Source organism: Roseomonas sp. KE0001, assembly GCF_016107285.1.
GTDB lineage: Bacteria > Pseudomonadota > Alphaproteobacteria > Acetobacterales > Acetobacteraceae > Pseudoroseomonas.
Genome location: NZ_RCVQ01000008.1, coordinates 23,577 through 37,235 on the forward strand (window position 1 = coordinate 23,577; position 13,659 = coordinate 37,235).

Annotated in this window: 14 protein-coding genes; 5 read left to right on the forward strand and 9 right to left on the reverse strand. The window is 72.1% G+C overall.

The genetic code is table 11. The annotated features are described in order from the left end of the window. Positions 1–269 precede the first annotated feature (269 nt). From D9598_RS15830 to ggpS, 3 genes are read left to right on the forward strand one after another with little or no spacing between them, the layout of a single operon-like run. On the forward strand, positions 270–1,373 hold the full coding sequence (locus D9598_RS15830) for an NAD(P)H-dependent glycerol-3-phosphate dehydrogenase (protein ID WP_198367706.1): 1,104 nt from the start codon (positions 270–272) through the stop codon (positions 1,371–1,373). Continuing rightward, positions 1,370–2,119: an HAD-IIB family hydrolase gene (locus D9598_RS15835; protein ID WP_198367515.1), complete on the forward strand. Its 750-nt coding sequence runs from the start codon at positions 1,370–1,372 to the stop codon at positions 2,117–2,119. Before D9598_RS15830 ends, D9598_RS15835 begins: the two co-directional genes overlap by 4 nt. Then, a complete protein-coding gene (gene ggpS / locus D9598_RS15840; RefSeq protein WP_198367516.1) occupies positions 2,116–3,642 on the forward strand; it encodes a glucosylglycerol-phosphate synthase in 1,527 nt (508 codons plus the stop codon). The genes D9598_RS15835 and ggpS overlap by 4 nt, the downstream gene beginning before the upstream one ends. Before the next feature lie 28 nt (positions 3,643–3,670). Here the strand turns inward: ggpS and D9598_RS15845 are convergent, their stop codons facing one another. The 6 genes from D9598_RS15845 to D9598_RS15865 form a co-directional block, all read right to left on the reverse strand. After that, positions 3,671–4,426, reverse strand: coding sequence for an aspartate/glutamate racemase family protein (locus D9598_RS15845; RefSeq protein WP_198367517.1), 756 nt, complete (start codon positions 4,424–4,426; stop codon positions 3,671–3,673). A gap of 13 nt (positions 4,427–4,439) precedes the next feature. Continuing rightward, positions 4,440–5,474 (reverse strand): transporter substrate-binding domain-containing protein, encoded by a 1,035-nt coding sequence (locus D9598_RS15850; RefSeq protein ID WP_198367518.1) that lies wholly within the window; start codon positions 5,472–5,474, stop codon positions 4,440–4,442. Positions 5,475–5,544: 70 nt separating this feature from the next. After that, entirely contained in the window at positions 5,545–6,810 is a 1,266-nt protein-coding gene (locus tag D9598_RS15855) for an FAD-binding oxidoreductase (RefSeq protein WP_198367519.1), read from the reverse strand. Continuing rightward, the gene (locus D9598_RS21415; protein ID WP_255528779.1) at positions 6,807–6,935 is read right to left on the reverse strand and encodes a hypothetical protein; all 129 of its coding nucleotides are present in this window, start codon (positions 6,933–6,935) and stop codon (positions 6,807–6,809) included. Before D9598_RS21415 ends, D9598_RS15855 begins: the two co-directional genes overlap by 4 nt. Positions 6,936–6,948: 13 nt before the next feature. Then, a complete protein-coding gene (locus tag D9598_RS15860) occupies positions 6,949–7,917 on the reverse strand; it encodes a D-2-hydroxyacid dehydrogenase (protein WP_370592056.1) in 969 nt (322 codons plus the stop codon). A gap of 34 nt (positions 7,918–7,951) precedes the next feature. Beyond that, on the reverse strand, positions 7,952–8,659 hold the full coding sequence (locus tag D9598_RS15865; RefSeq protein WP_198367520.1) for a GntR family transcriptional regulator: 708 nt from the start codon (positions 8,657–8,659) through the stop codon (positions 7,952–7,954). Between the two features lie 497 nt (positions 8,660–9,156). On the opposite strand from D9598_RS15865, the gene D9598_RS15870 reads away from it, so the two are divergent. Further along, complete coding sequence (locus D9598_RS15870) at positions 9,157–10,740, forward strand: ABC transporter substrate-binding protein (RefSeq protein WP_198367521.1); 1,584 nt, start codon at positions 9,157–9,159, stop codon at positions 10,738–10,740. Positions 10,741–10,766: 26 nt separating this feature from the next. Then, positions 10,767–10,964 (forward strand): hypothetical protein, encoded by a 198-nt coding sequence (locus D9598_RS15875; protein ID WP_198367522.1) that lies wholly within the window; start codon positions 10,767–10,769, stop codon positions 10,962–10,964. Positions 10,965–10,975: 11 nt separating this feature from the next. Here the strand turns inward: D9598_RS15875 and D9598_RS15880 are convergent, their stop codons facing one another. The 3 genes from D9598_RS15880 to cobU are packed head-to-tail and all read right to left on the reverse strand — an operon-like array spanning position 10,976 to position 13,573. After that, complete coding sequence (locus tag D9598_RS15880) at positions 10,976–12,439, reverse strand: cobyric acid synthase (RefSeq protein WP_198367523.1); 1,464 nt, start codon at positions 12,437–12,439, stop codon at positions 10,976–10,978. Positions 12,440–12,444: 5 nt separating this feature from the next. Then, a complete protein-coding gene (gene cobO / locus D9598_RS15885) occupies positions 12,445–13,053 on the reverse strand; it encodes a cob(I)yrinic acid a,c-diamide adenosyltransferase (RefSeq protein WP_198367524.1) in 609 nt (202 codons plus the stop codon). 10 nt (positions 13,054–13,063) lie between these two features. Next, on the reverse strand, positions 13,064–13,573 hold the full coding sequence (gene cobU / locus D9598_RS15890; RefSeq protein WP_198367525.1) for a bifunctional adenosylcobinamide kinase/adenosylcobinamide-phosphate guanylyltransferase: 510 nt from the start codon (positions 13,571–13,573) through the stop codon (positions 13,064–13,066). Positions 13,574–13,659: the final 86 nt, after the last annotated feature.

Genomic DNA, 13,659 nt, shown 5'->3' on the forward strand with positions numbered 1-13,659 from the left:
AGTCAGAGATTTGACGGGATCGCGCTGAAAAGTTCTTTGTTGTATATTTCAAGTAATAACCAAATTGTACGCGTTCAGTTCATGAATTGTGGCATTCATGCCCGAATTTTCTTGAAATCGGGCAACGGATGCAACAAGTTTGCCGCTCCGCAACATCGAGCGAGTGACCATCCATAGCGGCCGTGTGCCGCCTCACCCGATCCTGTCCATCGCGGCGCCATGCCGCCCCAGCAATGGAGGGCCCATCCGTGGACGCCAACGGAGCCGCCATGCCGAGTGTCGATCTTCATGAACCGCTGCCCTATGCGCGCGTCGCCGTCATCGGCGGCGGGGCCTGGGGCAGCGCCCTGGCGCTGACCGCGCACCGCGCCGGCCGCCACACCAGCCTCTGGGTCCGCGAGGCCGATGCCGTGGCCGAGATCGCCAGCACCCGCCGCAACCCCTTCCTCCCCGACCATCCCCTGGCGCGCGACCTCCGCGTCACCGGCGCGCTGTCCGACGCCCTCGACGGCGCCGGGATGGCGATCCTCGTCATCCCCTCCCAGCATCTGCGCGCCGTCGCCGCCCGCGTCGAGGCGCTGCTGCCCGAGGGCGTGCCGGTGGTGGTCTGCGCCAAGGGCGTCGAGGCCGATACCGGCGCGCTGATGACCCAGGTCATCGCCGAGGAGATGCCGGGGCGGCCGCAGGCCGTGCTGTCCGGCCCCTCCTTCGCCGCCGAGGTGGCGGAGAACCAGCCGACCGCCGTGACCATTGCCGCTCCCGCCGGCCCCGGCCTGTTCAGCGGCGACCACCTGGCCGCCCGCGTCGCCGTGACGCTGGCCAGCGAGACCTTCCGCCCCTACCTCTCGGACGACCCGGTCGGCGTCGAGGTCAGCGGCGCGGTGAAGAATGTGCTGGCCGTCGCCTCCGGCATCATCGCGGGGCGCGGCATGGGCTCGAACCCGCGCGCCGCCCTGCTGGCCCGCGGCCTGGCCGAGATCAGCCGCCTCAGCGTGGCCCTCGGCGGCCGCGCCGAGACGGTGCTGGGCCTCTCCGGCGCCGGCGACGTGATGCTGACCTGCTCCTCCGAGCAGTCGCGCAACTTCTCCTTCGGCAAGGCGCTGGGCGAGGGTCATGCCCCGGCGAAGGGCCGCGCGGTGGTCGAGGGCGTGGCCAATGCCCGCTCGGTCCTGGCGCTCGCCCAGCGCCTCGGCGTGCCGATGCCGATCTGCGAGGCGGTGGACCGCATCGTCCATCACGGCCTCCCGATCGACCGCGCCATCGCCGCCCTGCTGACCGGCCCGCTGCGCGCCGAGCCGCGCGCGCTGGAGCACCGCGCCAGCATCGCCCATCCGGCCATCGCCGTGCCGCGCGCGGAGCGCGTCTTCGCATGAGGCCGGTCGCGGGGACCATCAACCTGGTGCTGGCGACCGACCTCGACGGCACTTTCCTGGGCGGCAGCGAGGCGGAGCGCCGCGCGCTCTACGAGGAGCTGCGCGCCCGTGACGACGCGCTGCTGATCTTCGTCACCGGCCGCGACCGCGACTTCCTGCGCCGCCTGGTGGAGCAGCCCGGCATGCCGCGCCCGCACTATGTCATCGGCGATGTCGGCACCTCGGTCTTCGACGGCGCCGACTTCGCGCCGATCGCCACGCTCGAGGCCGAGATCGTGGCGCGCTGGGACGATGCCGGCGACCGCGTGCGCGCCCTGCTGGCGGGGGAGCCCGGGCTGGAGCTGCAGCCCACGCCCTTCCGTCACCGCGTCAGCTACTACTACGATCCGGCCCGGCTGCGGGCGGAGACGGTGGCCAGGATCGAGGCCGCCGGCTTCGACTGCATCACCTCGGCCGATACCTTCCTCGACGTGCTGCCGCGCGGCATCGCCAAGGGCCCGACCCTGCTGCGGCTGGTGCAGGCGCTCGGCCTGCCCGCCGGCCGCGTGCTGGCGGCGGGGGACACGATGAACGACCTGTCGCTGTTCGAGACCGGGCTGAAGGCCGTGGCCGTCGGCAATTCCGAGCCGCGCCTGCGCGCCGCCCTGCCCGAAACGCCCCAGGTGTACCGCGCCCGCGGCCATGGCGCCGCCGGCATCGCCGAGGCCATCCGGCACTTCAACCTGCTTCCGGAGGTGGTGGCATGACCCAGACGAAGTCCTCTCTCCTCATCGTCTATCATCGCCAGCCCTACGAGGAGGTGGTGGTCGAGGGACGCACCGAGTTCCGCCCCAACCGCAGCCCGAACGGCATCGTGCCGACGCTGAAGTCCTTCTTCCGCCGCACCGATCCCGGCGCCGGCGCCTGGGTCGCCTGGAAGCTCGCCAAGCCTGGCGAGAGCTTCGAGCGCGTCGTGCACATCGACGACGTGAACGGCGGCTACGAGGTCTCGCGCCTACCGCTGACGGCGGAGGAGGTGGAGAGCTTCTACCACGTCACCTCCAAGGAGGCGCTGTGGCCGGTGCTGCACTCCTTCCCCTGGCTGTTCAGCTACGACAACGTGGACTGGGACACCTTCCGCGCGGTGAACCGCAAGTTCGCCGAGGCGGCGGCGGCGCAGGCGGCGGATGACGCCGTCATCTGGATCCACGACTACAATCTCTGGCTGGTGCCGGCCTATCTGCGCGCGCTGAAGCCGAAGGCGCGCATCGCCTTCTATCACCACACCCCCTTCCCGGCGGCGGATGTCTTCAACATCCTGCCCTGGCGGCAGGAGATCCTGGACAGCCTGCTGTGCTGCGACCAGGTGGGCTTCCACATCCCGCGCTACGCCCGCAACTTCGCCGAGCTGGCGCGCAGCGGCGCGGGGGCCGAGATCACCGAGACCCGCCCGGTCGATCCCGCCTTCGGCGCCATGGGCCAGGCGCTTTCGGAGCCGGACATGCCGGTGCGGCTGCGTGTCGACGGCCGCGAGGTGGCGCTCGATTCCGCCCCCGTCGGCACCGACGCCGGGCTGATCCGCGAGGTGGTGCGCCGGCCCGAGAGCCGCGCCCTGCAGGCGGAGATCCGCGAGGGCCTGGGCGGCCGCCGCATGATCATGGCGGTCGGCCGCACCGACTACACCAAGGGCATGGTCGAATCCCTGCAATCCTTCGAGCGGCTGCTGGAGCGCCGGCCGGGGCTGATCGGCGAGGTCAAGCTGGTCGTCACCTCGGTGCGCGCGGCGACGGCGATGAAGATCTATGACAGCACACAGCGCGACATCGAGGCACTGGTCGGCCGCATCAACGGCCGCTTCTCCAAGCTCGACTGGACGCCGGTGGTGCTGTTCAGCAACTCGATCCCCTTCGAGACGCTTCTCTCCTACTACCACGAGGCGGATATCTGCCTGACCACGCCGCTGCGCGACGGGCTGAACCTGGTGGCCAAGGAGTATGTCGCCGCCAAGGACCGCACGGCGGGCGCGCTGGTGCTCTCGGAGTTCGCCGGCTGCGCCGTGGAACTGCCGGATGCGGTGCTGACCAATCCCTATTCCCGCCGCAACCTCGACCGCGCGCTGGACGAGGCGCTGGACATGCCGGAGGCGGAGGCGGTGAGGCGCATGCGGCGCATGGACGATGCCGTGCACGGCTGCGACATCGCCTGCTGGGCGGACCATGTCTTCGCCGGCTTCGGCAGGCTCGGCCTGCCCGATCCGGCCGCGCGGGCCCTGCCCGTCGCGGCGGAGTGACGCGGCCGGACGCCGGACCGCCGCGCGATCAGCGCGGCGCGAAGGCGCGCGGCCGGAGGCCCGCGTGGAAGTAGGTGATCATCGAGTAGATGTCATAAACCGGCAGGCCCAGCTCCTGCCGCAGGGCCGCGGCATAGGGCGGCATGTTGGTGCATTCCAGCACGATGGCGCCGACCTCCGGATGCCGGGCGACGAGACGGCGGCCGGCATCGAGGATGTCCTGCTCGGCCAGGTCCACATCCATGTCGTCCTTCTCGGCCCGGATCAGCACGCGGAAGAACTCGCGGCCGCTCTCCGTCCCCTCGCGCGGGATGTCGGACGGGACGCCCGCCGCCTCCAGATGACGCGGCGTCAGCGTCGAGCCACTGACGGTGACGAGGCCGACGCGCTTCCCCGGCGGCAGCATGGCCTGCACCCAGGGCACCTGCATCAGGCTGCTGGTGGCCACCGGCACGCCGACATGCGCCGCCAGCTCCTTCTGGAACAGCGAGAGGAAGCCGCAATTGGTGGTGATGGCCTCGGCGCCCTGGCGCACCAGCTCCTCGGCCGCGTCGAGGAAGTCCTGCAGCAGGCCGGGGGCGCCGTCCAGCACCACCTTCTCCGGGCTGGCGCCGCGCACGACGCGGTAGAGCACGGGGAAGGGCCAGGTGGTGCCATTGCCCATGTCGCCCGGGATGCGCGGGAAGCGCGCCTCCAGCATGAGGATGCCGAGGGGGGCGCCATAGATGGCCTTGCCGCCCCGGGCGATGCCCCGCCGGGCGGCGGGGGTGCTGTCGTTGCTCATCGGTGCTGTGTCCTCAGCGGATCGGCGGCGAATACTGCAGCCCGCCGGCGGTATGGAGCTGGTTCTTGCCGCGCGGGAGGCCCATCGGCGCCACGTGGCGCTCCCAGATCTCGGCGTAGTTGCCGACGGCGCGCAGGATCCGCACCGCCCAGTCGGGCGAGAGGCCGAGCATGGTGCCGAAGTCGCCGCTCTGGCCGAGCAGGCGCTGCACGTCGGGGCGCGTGTCCTGCATCGCGGCGTCGAGCGTCTGTCGGGTGATGCCGAACTCCTCGCCCAGGTGCAGCACGTTCTGGGTCCAGCGCACGACGTCGTAGAAGCGATCATCGCCCTTGCGGACCACGGGGCCGAGCGGCTCCTTGCTGATCAGCTCGGGCAGCACGACGAAGTCCCGCGCGCGGTCGCCGAGGCCGGCGCGGAAGGCCGCCAGGGTCGAGGTGCCGACGGTGAAGGCGTCGCAGCGCCCGCCGATCATGGCGTTGCGGATTTCCTCCACGCTCTCGATCACCACGGGGTTGAGCTTCATGTTGCTGGCGCGGAAGAAGTCGGCCAGGTTCTTCTCGGTCGTGGTGCCGGGCTGCACGCAGACGCTGGCGCCGTCCAGCTCCCTGATGGAGGAGACGCCGAGCTTCCGCGAGACCAGGAAGCCCTGGCCATCATAGAACAGCACACCGGTGAACAGCAGGCCGAGCGAGGCCTCGCGCGGCATGGTCCAGGTGGTGTTGGAGGAGAGGATGTCGATCTCGCCCGACTGCAGCGCCGTCAGCCGGTTGGCATAGGTGGTGGTGATATAGCGCACCTTGGCCGGATCACCGAGGATGGCCGCCCCCAGCGCCTTGCAGAAGTCGATGTAGAGGCCGCTGTACTCCCCCCGCGCGTCCAGCTCGGCGAAGCCCGGCAGGTCGGCGGAGGTGCCGCAGACCAGCGATCCGCGGGCGCGGATGGCGTCGATCGTGGCGGAGCCGCTCGGCTGTTGCGCCGCGGCCGGGGTGCCGGCCAGCCCGGCCAGGGCCGCGAGGCCGGCGAAAGCGGAAAGCAGGAGGCGTCGCATCAGGGCAGTCTTCCTCGTCTCGGATGGTCGGAGCCGCCGGGCGCGGCGTCCCCGGTCGTTCGTGCGCGCCTCAGCGGAAGCGCGTCGGCGCGAAGGGCGCGATGGGGATCTCCGGCGCCCGGCCGGAGAGCAGCTGGGCCACGATCCGCCCGGTGCGCGGGCCGGCCACCAGCCCGACATGCCCATGGCCGAAGGCATGCACCACATCCGGCGTGGCGCTGGCGGGGCCGAGGCAGGGCATGCCGTCCGGCATGCTGGGTCGATGCCCCATCCAGACGCTGACCCGCTCGGCCGGGAAGGGATCGGGCAGGTCGGGGAAGGATTTCAGCAGGTGGTCGCGCAGGATCTCGGCGCGCTTCCAGTTCGGCGCCGCCGCCAGGCCGGCGATCTCCACCTGGCCGGCCGCGCGCAGCCCGTCGCGCATCGGGTTCACCACCATCCGGGCAGCTGAGAGGCTCATCGAATGGCGCGGGCCGATATTCGTGCCCCGCAGCATGACATGGTAGCCCCGCTCGCTCTCCAGCGGCACGCGGTCCCCCGCCTGGGCGGCCAGCGCCACCGAATGCGCGCCGCAGCAGATCGCCGCCGCCTCGCAGTCGAGCTGCGAACCATCGGCCAGCGCGACGCCGCGCAGGCGCCCGCCCTCGATGCGCAGGCCGCGCGCCGCGACGGGGCGCAGCGTGGCACCCTCGCGCTGCGCCTGCGCCACCAGGGCGGCGACATAGGCGCCGGGATCGAGGCAGCGCCCCGCCTCCTCCACCAGCACGCCAAAGCCATAGGCCGGATCGAGATCCGGCTCGACGGCCCGCAGCGCCTCGCCCTCCAGCTCGCGCCAGTCGATGCCCACCTGCCGCCGGATGCGCCAGCCCATCGCCTCGGCCTCGAAGCCGGCGCGCGTGTGGAAGGCGTGGATCAGCCCCTTCCGCTCCACCAGCTCCGGCACCCCCGCCTCCCGCGCCAGGGCCTCGTGCAGCAGCGGCGAATCCTTCAGCAGCGGCCGCAGCGCCTGGGCGATCCGGAGCAGCTTCGCCTCGCTCGCGCCGGCGCTGAGATAGCGCAGGAGCCAGGGCAGCACCTTCGGGAAGTAGCTCCAGCGGATCGCGAGCGGCCCCAGCGGATCGGAGAGGAAGCCCGGCACCTTCCGCCACAGGCCGGGCAGGCTGGGCGGCAGCACCGAATGCGAGGAGAACCAGCCGGCATTGCCGAAGCTCGCCGCCTGCTCGCCGCCCGGCCGACCCGGATCGAGCAGGGTGACGCGATGGCCGGCGCGCAGCAGCGCGAGGGCGCTGCAGGCGCCCTCGATGCCGGCGCCGATGACCGCGACGTGCCGGCTCACAGCGGCGCCCCCTCCGGCATGTCACGCCCGACGGACAGCGCCCGCGGGTCGGGGAAGCGGTGCGGCATGGCTACCCTGCCGGAGGCGCCGGCATGGCCACAGGCGCGGCGGTCGGTCCCGTTCATCCCCTTCGCCGCCTCAGACGATCTGGTTGCGCAGCGTGGCCTCGCCGCGCCGCAGCCGGTCGAGATTCTCCATCAGGATGTCGATCACATTGTCCTCGTAACGCTGCGTCTCGCCGGCGCTGTGCGGCGTGATGAAGACGTTCGGCAGGTCCCAGAGCGGCGAGGCCTCCGGCAGGGGCTCCTCCACCACCACGTCCAGCGCGGCGCCGGCGAGACGGCCCTCGGTCAGCGCCGCGCTCAGCGCCGCCTCGTCCACCACCTTGCCGCGCGCCACGTTCACCAGCCGCGCGGTGGGCTTCATCGCCGCCAGCGCCTCGGCGCCGATCAGGCCGGTGGTCTCGGGCGTCAGCGGGCAGGTCAGCGCCACGACGTCGGCCTGCGGCAGCCACTGGTGCAGGGCCGAGATGGCATGCACCTCGTCCGCCCCCTCGGCGCCCGCCGCCGGATCGCGCCGCAGGCCGATCACGCGCATGCCGAAGGCCTTGGCCAGCCGCGCCAGCCGGCCGCCAATGCGGCCGAGACCCACCACCAGCAGCGTCTTGCCGCCCAGCTCGTCCTCGCGCCGGGCGATCTCGCCGATCATGCCGCGCCAGTGGCGCTTCGCCTGGTTGTCGCGCGCCTGCGGCAGCAGCCGCGCCATGGCCAGGATCAGCGACATGGCATGCTCGGAGACGGCATTGGCGTTGACGCCCTGGGCGCTGGCCAGCCGCACGCCATGGGCGCGGAAGGCCGCCTGGTCGTACTGGTCGACGCCGGCGCTGATCGACTGCACGAAGCGCAGCCTCGGCGCCCGCTCCAGCAGCGCGTTGTTCCACAGGCCCGAGACGACGACGACATCCGCCTCTCCCACCCGGGCCGCCAGCTCCTCCCTCGACCAGGCCTGGATGGCGCGGATGCCGCTTCCCCGGGCCTCGAAGCGGTCCTGGATCTGGTAGGCGGCATGGGCGAAGAGGACGGTCAGGTCGTCGGGCTTGTCGAACACGCGGTGGTCTCCGGTCGGATGCGGAAAGGGGGCGTCAGGCGGCGTCGCCCAGCACATGGGCGGCCAGGGCATTGCCGGTGTAGATCTCGCCATAGCCGATGCGGATCACCTCGGTGATCTGGTCCAGGCGGCGGTTGATGTGGCGCCGCATCAGCGCGCCCGCGGCGGCGCCGTCCCGCGCGATCAGATGCCGGATGATCGCCAGATGCTCGCTCTGGGTGCCGGTGCGGCGGTCCTGCATGTCGATCCAGCGCAGGAAGCGCACGCGCTCGTTGATGCCGCGGATGGCGCGGATGAACTCGTCATTGCCCGAGAGGGCGGCCAGGCGCTCGTGGAACTGCTCGTCCAGGCGCAGCAGGCGCAGCGCCTGCGCGTCCTCGTCCGGCGCGTCGCGGCTCTGCAGGGCGAAGGCCTCGAGCTCGCGGAGCGCGGCATCGGAGGCCCGCTCGCAGGCCAGGGCCAGGCTGCCCACCTCGACGGTCGCGCGGAACTCGTAGAGATGCAGCACATCGGCCGGCGCCAGGGCCTTGAGGCGGTAGCCCTTGTTCAGGGTGGCCACCAGGAAGCCCTCGGAGGCCAGGCGGTTCAGCGCCTCGCGCAGCGGCGTGCGGCTGACCCCGAGCCGGCGCGCCAGCTCCACCTCATTGATCCGCTCCCCGGGCGAGAGGCGGTAGGTGCAGACCATGGCCTTGACCTGCTCGTAGACACGATCGGCGGAGCGGGGCGGAAGATCCGGGGCCATGAGGGCAAGCATATCCCTCGTGCGGGCAGAAGTGAATACACCTCTGCATCACGGCGCCTGCCTTCTCGCTGGCGTCAGCCAGCCCCGTGCCATCAGGACCTCGCGGCGATCAGGGACGACGGGCTCTCGGGCCCCTTCCCTGGCGGCGCCAGACCCAGCAGGTGGAGGACCAGCAGGCATGCGGCGACCGCCAGACCGGCGCGCAACAGCAAAGACATCATGTTCGGTCCCTCAGGGCGGCCAATGCCGTCCCCACGCGGGGGAATACGCCTTGCCCAAACGGGGCATAATACCAATTCTTGATCGTTATATAGAGAGTTCCTTCCATGCCCTCTTCTCCGCCGGCTTCTCCGCCAGCGGTTGGCCATCCAACATCCATCGATGAAGAGCCGCAGATCAAGGCCACGCATTGTCCTTGGCAGTATATTTTGTGGAATTATTGACACACTAGGATTCATCGTTATTAATCCTTCGCGCCACACCGGGAAGGAGCCGCCATGCCTGATCGCCACCGACCCGCCCATGCCCTCTGGCAAGGCGCCCTGCTGTGCCTGGGCGTGGCCTGCGGGGCCCAGGCGCAGGATCTCACCATCGGCGTCGCCAACCCCGTCGCCTCGATCGATCCGCACATCTCGAACACCACCTCGAACTTCGCCCTCACCGGCCATCTGTTCGAGGCCCTGGTGCGGCGCGACGCGAAGCTGAACCTGCGGCCGGGCCTCGCCGAGAGCTGGGAGGCGGTTTCCGACCGCGTCTGGGAGTTCCGCCTGCGCCGCGGCGTCACCTGGCACGACGGCCGCCCCTTCACCGCCGAGGATGTGGCCTTCACCATCGCGCGCGTGCCGACCATCCCGACCGGCGGCGGCTTCTCCTATGCGGTGCGGTCGATCCAGCGCGTCGAGGTCGTGGACGCCCATACCCTCCGCCTGCACACCGAACGGCCCAGCCCACTGCTGCCGAACGATTTCGCCAGTGTGCAGATCGTCGCCCGCCACGCCGTCGACGGCGGGCAGCCGGAGCAGTTCAACAGCGGCCGGGCGGCCATCGGCACCGGGCCGTACCGCTTCGCCGGCTTCAGTCCAGGCCAGGGCGCCCGCTTCACCCGCAACGAGGCCTACTGGGACGGGAAGGAGCCCTGGGCGCGCGTCGACTACCGCTTCCTGCCCAATGACGGCGCGCGCAGCGCCGCCATCCTGGCTGGCGACGTGGATGTCATCGACCAAGTGCCGGCCAACGACCTGGCACGCCTGCGGCGCGAGGCGCGGCTGCGCATCAGCGAGACGCCCGGCGTGCGCGTGATCTACCTGCAGCCCGACTTCTCGCGCCAGGGCGAGGTGCCGACGGTGACCGACCACCAGGGCCGGCCGCTGGAGAGGAACCCGTTCCTCGACCTCCGCGTGCGCCGTGCCCTGGATCTCGCCATCGACCGCGAGGCGCTGGCCGGCCGCGTGATGGAAGGCGCCGCCGTCCCGACCGCGCAATGGCTGCCGGAAGGCACCTATTCCCACAACCCCGAGGTCAAGGTCGGCCACGCCGATCCTGCGGCGGCGAAGCGCCTCCTCGCCGAGGCCGGCTTTCCTGAGGGGTTTCGCCTGACGCTCTCCACCCCGAACGACCGCTATCCCGGGGATGCCAAAAGCGCGCAGGCGGTCGCGCAGTTCTGGACACGCATCGGCGTGCGGACCGAAGTGGAGGCACTGCCCTGGTCCAGCTACCTGACGCGCGGCCGCAACCAGGACTTCGCCTTCCGGCTCGGCGGCTGGGGCAGTTCGACGGGCGAGGCCAGCTACCTGCTGCGCAATGTCGTCGGTACCTATGACCGCGAGAAGGGCTGGGGCTCGCCCAACTTCAGCCGCTACAGCAATCCGGAGCTCGATGCACTGACCGAACGCGCCATCACCACGATGGACGATGCCGCGCGCGAGAGGCTGCTGCGGGAGGCCGTGGCGCTGGAGGCGCGGGAGCTCGGCATCCTGCCCCTCTTCCTGCTGCAGAATGCCTGGGCCACGCGCCAGAGCCTGATCTACGAGGCCCGCGCCGACGAGCAGACCCTCGCCACCGCCGTCCGCCCTCTCCCCTGACGCCGCACCGCCCAAGGAGCATGCCCATGCCCGACCTTTCCCTGGCAACCGCCCCGCAGGCCCTTCCGCTCCCCGCGCCCGGCGCAGCCGTGCGGCGCCTGCTCGCCCGCGCCAGGACCGCCCTCGCCCTGTTGCCACGGCTCGCCGCGCCGGCCACGCCCCGGGCCGGGCTGGCCCCGGCGGGGCCGCCGGAATGCGGCGTCTTCCACGACGGGATCCTCTGACCGCGCCCCGCCTACCGCGCCAGGGCCAGCAGCGCCCCGAGATCCATCGTCGCCTCCAGATGGCGTGCCAGCGCGTCCAGCACCGCCTCCACCTCGGCCTCGTGGTCCCGCGCCGCCGCCGCGTGGCCGAGGCGGGCGAGCCAGGCCCGGCGCTGCGCGTCGGCCTGGAAGAAGCCGTGCACATAGGTGCCGGCGACACGGCCATCGGGGGAGGCGGCGCCCTCCTCGCGGCCATCGGCCAGGCGCAGCAGCGGCCGCGCCGCATCGGCCCCCGCGGTCCGGCCGAGATGCATCTCGTAGCCGGCGAAGGGCAGGCCATCGGCGAGGCTGACGCCCGTGGCCGGCGCGAGCCGTTTCTCCCCCGACAGCACCGTCTCGACATCGAGCAGGCCGAGGCCCTCGACCGCGCCGGCCGGCCCCTCGATCCCCCGCGGATCGGCGATGCGGCGGCCGAGCATCTGGTAGCCGCCGCAGAGGCCCAGCACCCGCCCGCCCCGCCGCCGATGCGCCAGGATGTCGATGTCCCAGCCCTCGGCCCGCAGCGCGGCGAGATCGGCGATGGTGGCCTTGGAGCCGGGCAGGATGACGAGATCCGTCTCGCCCGGCAGGGCCTCGCCCGGGCGCAGCAGGCGGAGATCGACGCCGGGCTCGGCGGCGAGCGGGTCGAGGTCGTCGAAATTGGCGATGCGCGGCAGCACCGGCACGGCGATGCGGCAGGGTGCGCCGGGGCGGCGCGGCAGATGCGTGGCGAGGTCCATCGCGTCCTCGGCCGGCAGGCGGCGGGCGGCGTCGAAGAAGGGCACGAGGCCGAGCGGCGCCCAGCCGGTGCGCGCGGCGATCTGCGCCATGCCCTCCGCGAAGAGGGTCGGGTCGCCGCGCATGCGGTTGACGATGAAGCCGCGCACCAGCGCCGCGTCGCCGGGCGGCAGCACCGCATGGGTGCCGACCAGGGCCGCGATGACGCCGCCACGATCGATGTCGCCCACCACGACGACCGGCGTGCCCGTCGCCCGCGCGAAGCCCATATTGGCGATGTCGCCCTCGCGCAGGTTGATCTCGGAGGCGCTGCCGGCGCCCTCCACCAGCACCAGCTCGGCCCCGGCCCGCAGCCGCGCGAAGCTGTCCAGCACGAAGGGCATCAGCGCGGGCTTCATCGCCTGGTACTCGCGCGCCCGCGCCGTCGCATGGATGCGGCCCCGCACCACCACCTGCGCGCCGGTCTCGCTCTGCGGCTTCAGCAGCACGGGGTTCATGTGCACGCTGGGCGCGACGCCGGCGGCTCGCGCCTGCAGCGCCTGGGCGCGGCCGATCTCGCCCCCCTCCGCCGTCACCGCCGCGTTGTTCGACATGTTCTGCGGCTTGAACGGCCGCACGGCGAGGCCGCGCCGGGCGTAGGCCCGCGCCAGCCCCGCCACCAGCAGCGACTTGCCGACGGAGGAGCCGGTCCCCTGCAGCATCAGCGCGCGGGCGGCCATGGCGCTCAGAACTCGATGCCGGACTGTGCCTTCACCCCGGCGGCGAAGTGGTGCTTCAGCGGCTTCATCTCGGTGACCATGTCGGCAGCCTCGATCAGCTCGGGCGGCGCGTTGCGGCCGGTGACGACGACGTGCAGGCCCTCCGGCCGCGCCGCCAGCCCCGCCAGCACCTCCGCCACGTCGAGATAGCCGTAGCGCAGCGCGATGCAGAGCTCGTCCAGGATCAGCAGGCCGAGATCGCCGCGCGCCATCATCTCCTGCGCGCGGGCCCAGGCCCGGCGGCAGGCGGCGATGTCGCGCGCCCTGTCCTGCGTCTCCCAGGTGAAGCCCTCGCCCATGCTGTGCCACTCCAGCATGGCATAGGCCTCCAGCACGCCGCGCTCGCCGGTGGACCAGGCGCCCTTGATGAACTGCACCACGCCGACGCGCCGCTCGCGCCCCAGCATGCGCAGCGCCAGGCCGAAGGCGGCGGTGGACTTGCCCTTGCCGGCACCGGTGTGGAGCATCAGCAGCCCCTTCTCGACGGTCTTGGAAGCCACCTCGGCATCCTGCACCGCCTTGCGCCGCGCCATCTTCTCGCGGTGGCGCGCGGCCTCCTCGTCGTCCTGCGTCATGTCGTCCTCCTCACGCCTCGCCCTTCAGCACCATCGGCAGGCCGGCCGCGACGAAATGCACCGACCCCGCCCGTTCCGCCATCCGCTGGTTCAGCAGCCCCGCCTGGTCGCGGAAGGCGCGGGCCAGGGCGTTGTCGGGCACGATGCCGAGCCCGACCTCGCTCGCCACCAGCACGGTGGCCGCCCGGCGCCGCGCCAGCGCCGACTCCAGCGCCTGGATGGCGCCCTCCACGTCATGCTGCCCCAGCATCAGGTTGGTCAGCCAGAGCGTTAGGCAATCCACCAGGGCCGGGCGCAGCGCATGGCGGTCCAGCGCCCCGGGAAGGTCGAGCGGCACGTTCACGGTGGCCCAGCCGGCGGCGCGGCGGGCGCGGTGCGCCTCGATGCGGGCGCGCATCTCCTCGTCCCAGGCCTCGGCGGTGGCGAGGTAGGACCAGGGGGCGGGGTGGCGCGCGATCAGCGCCTCCGCGTGGCGGGACTTGCCCGAGCGGGCGCCGCCGAGGACCAGGGTGAAGCTCATGGCCAGAGGGTTAGCGAAGCCCGGCGGCGCTGGCGAGGGGGAGAGCGGCGGTTGGCCTCGGCGCCCGGCTTGGCTATCACCCGCCG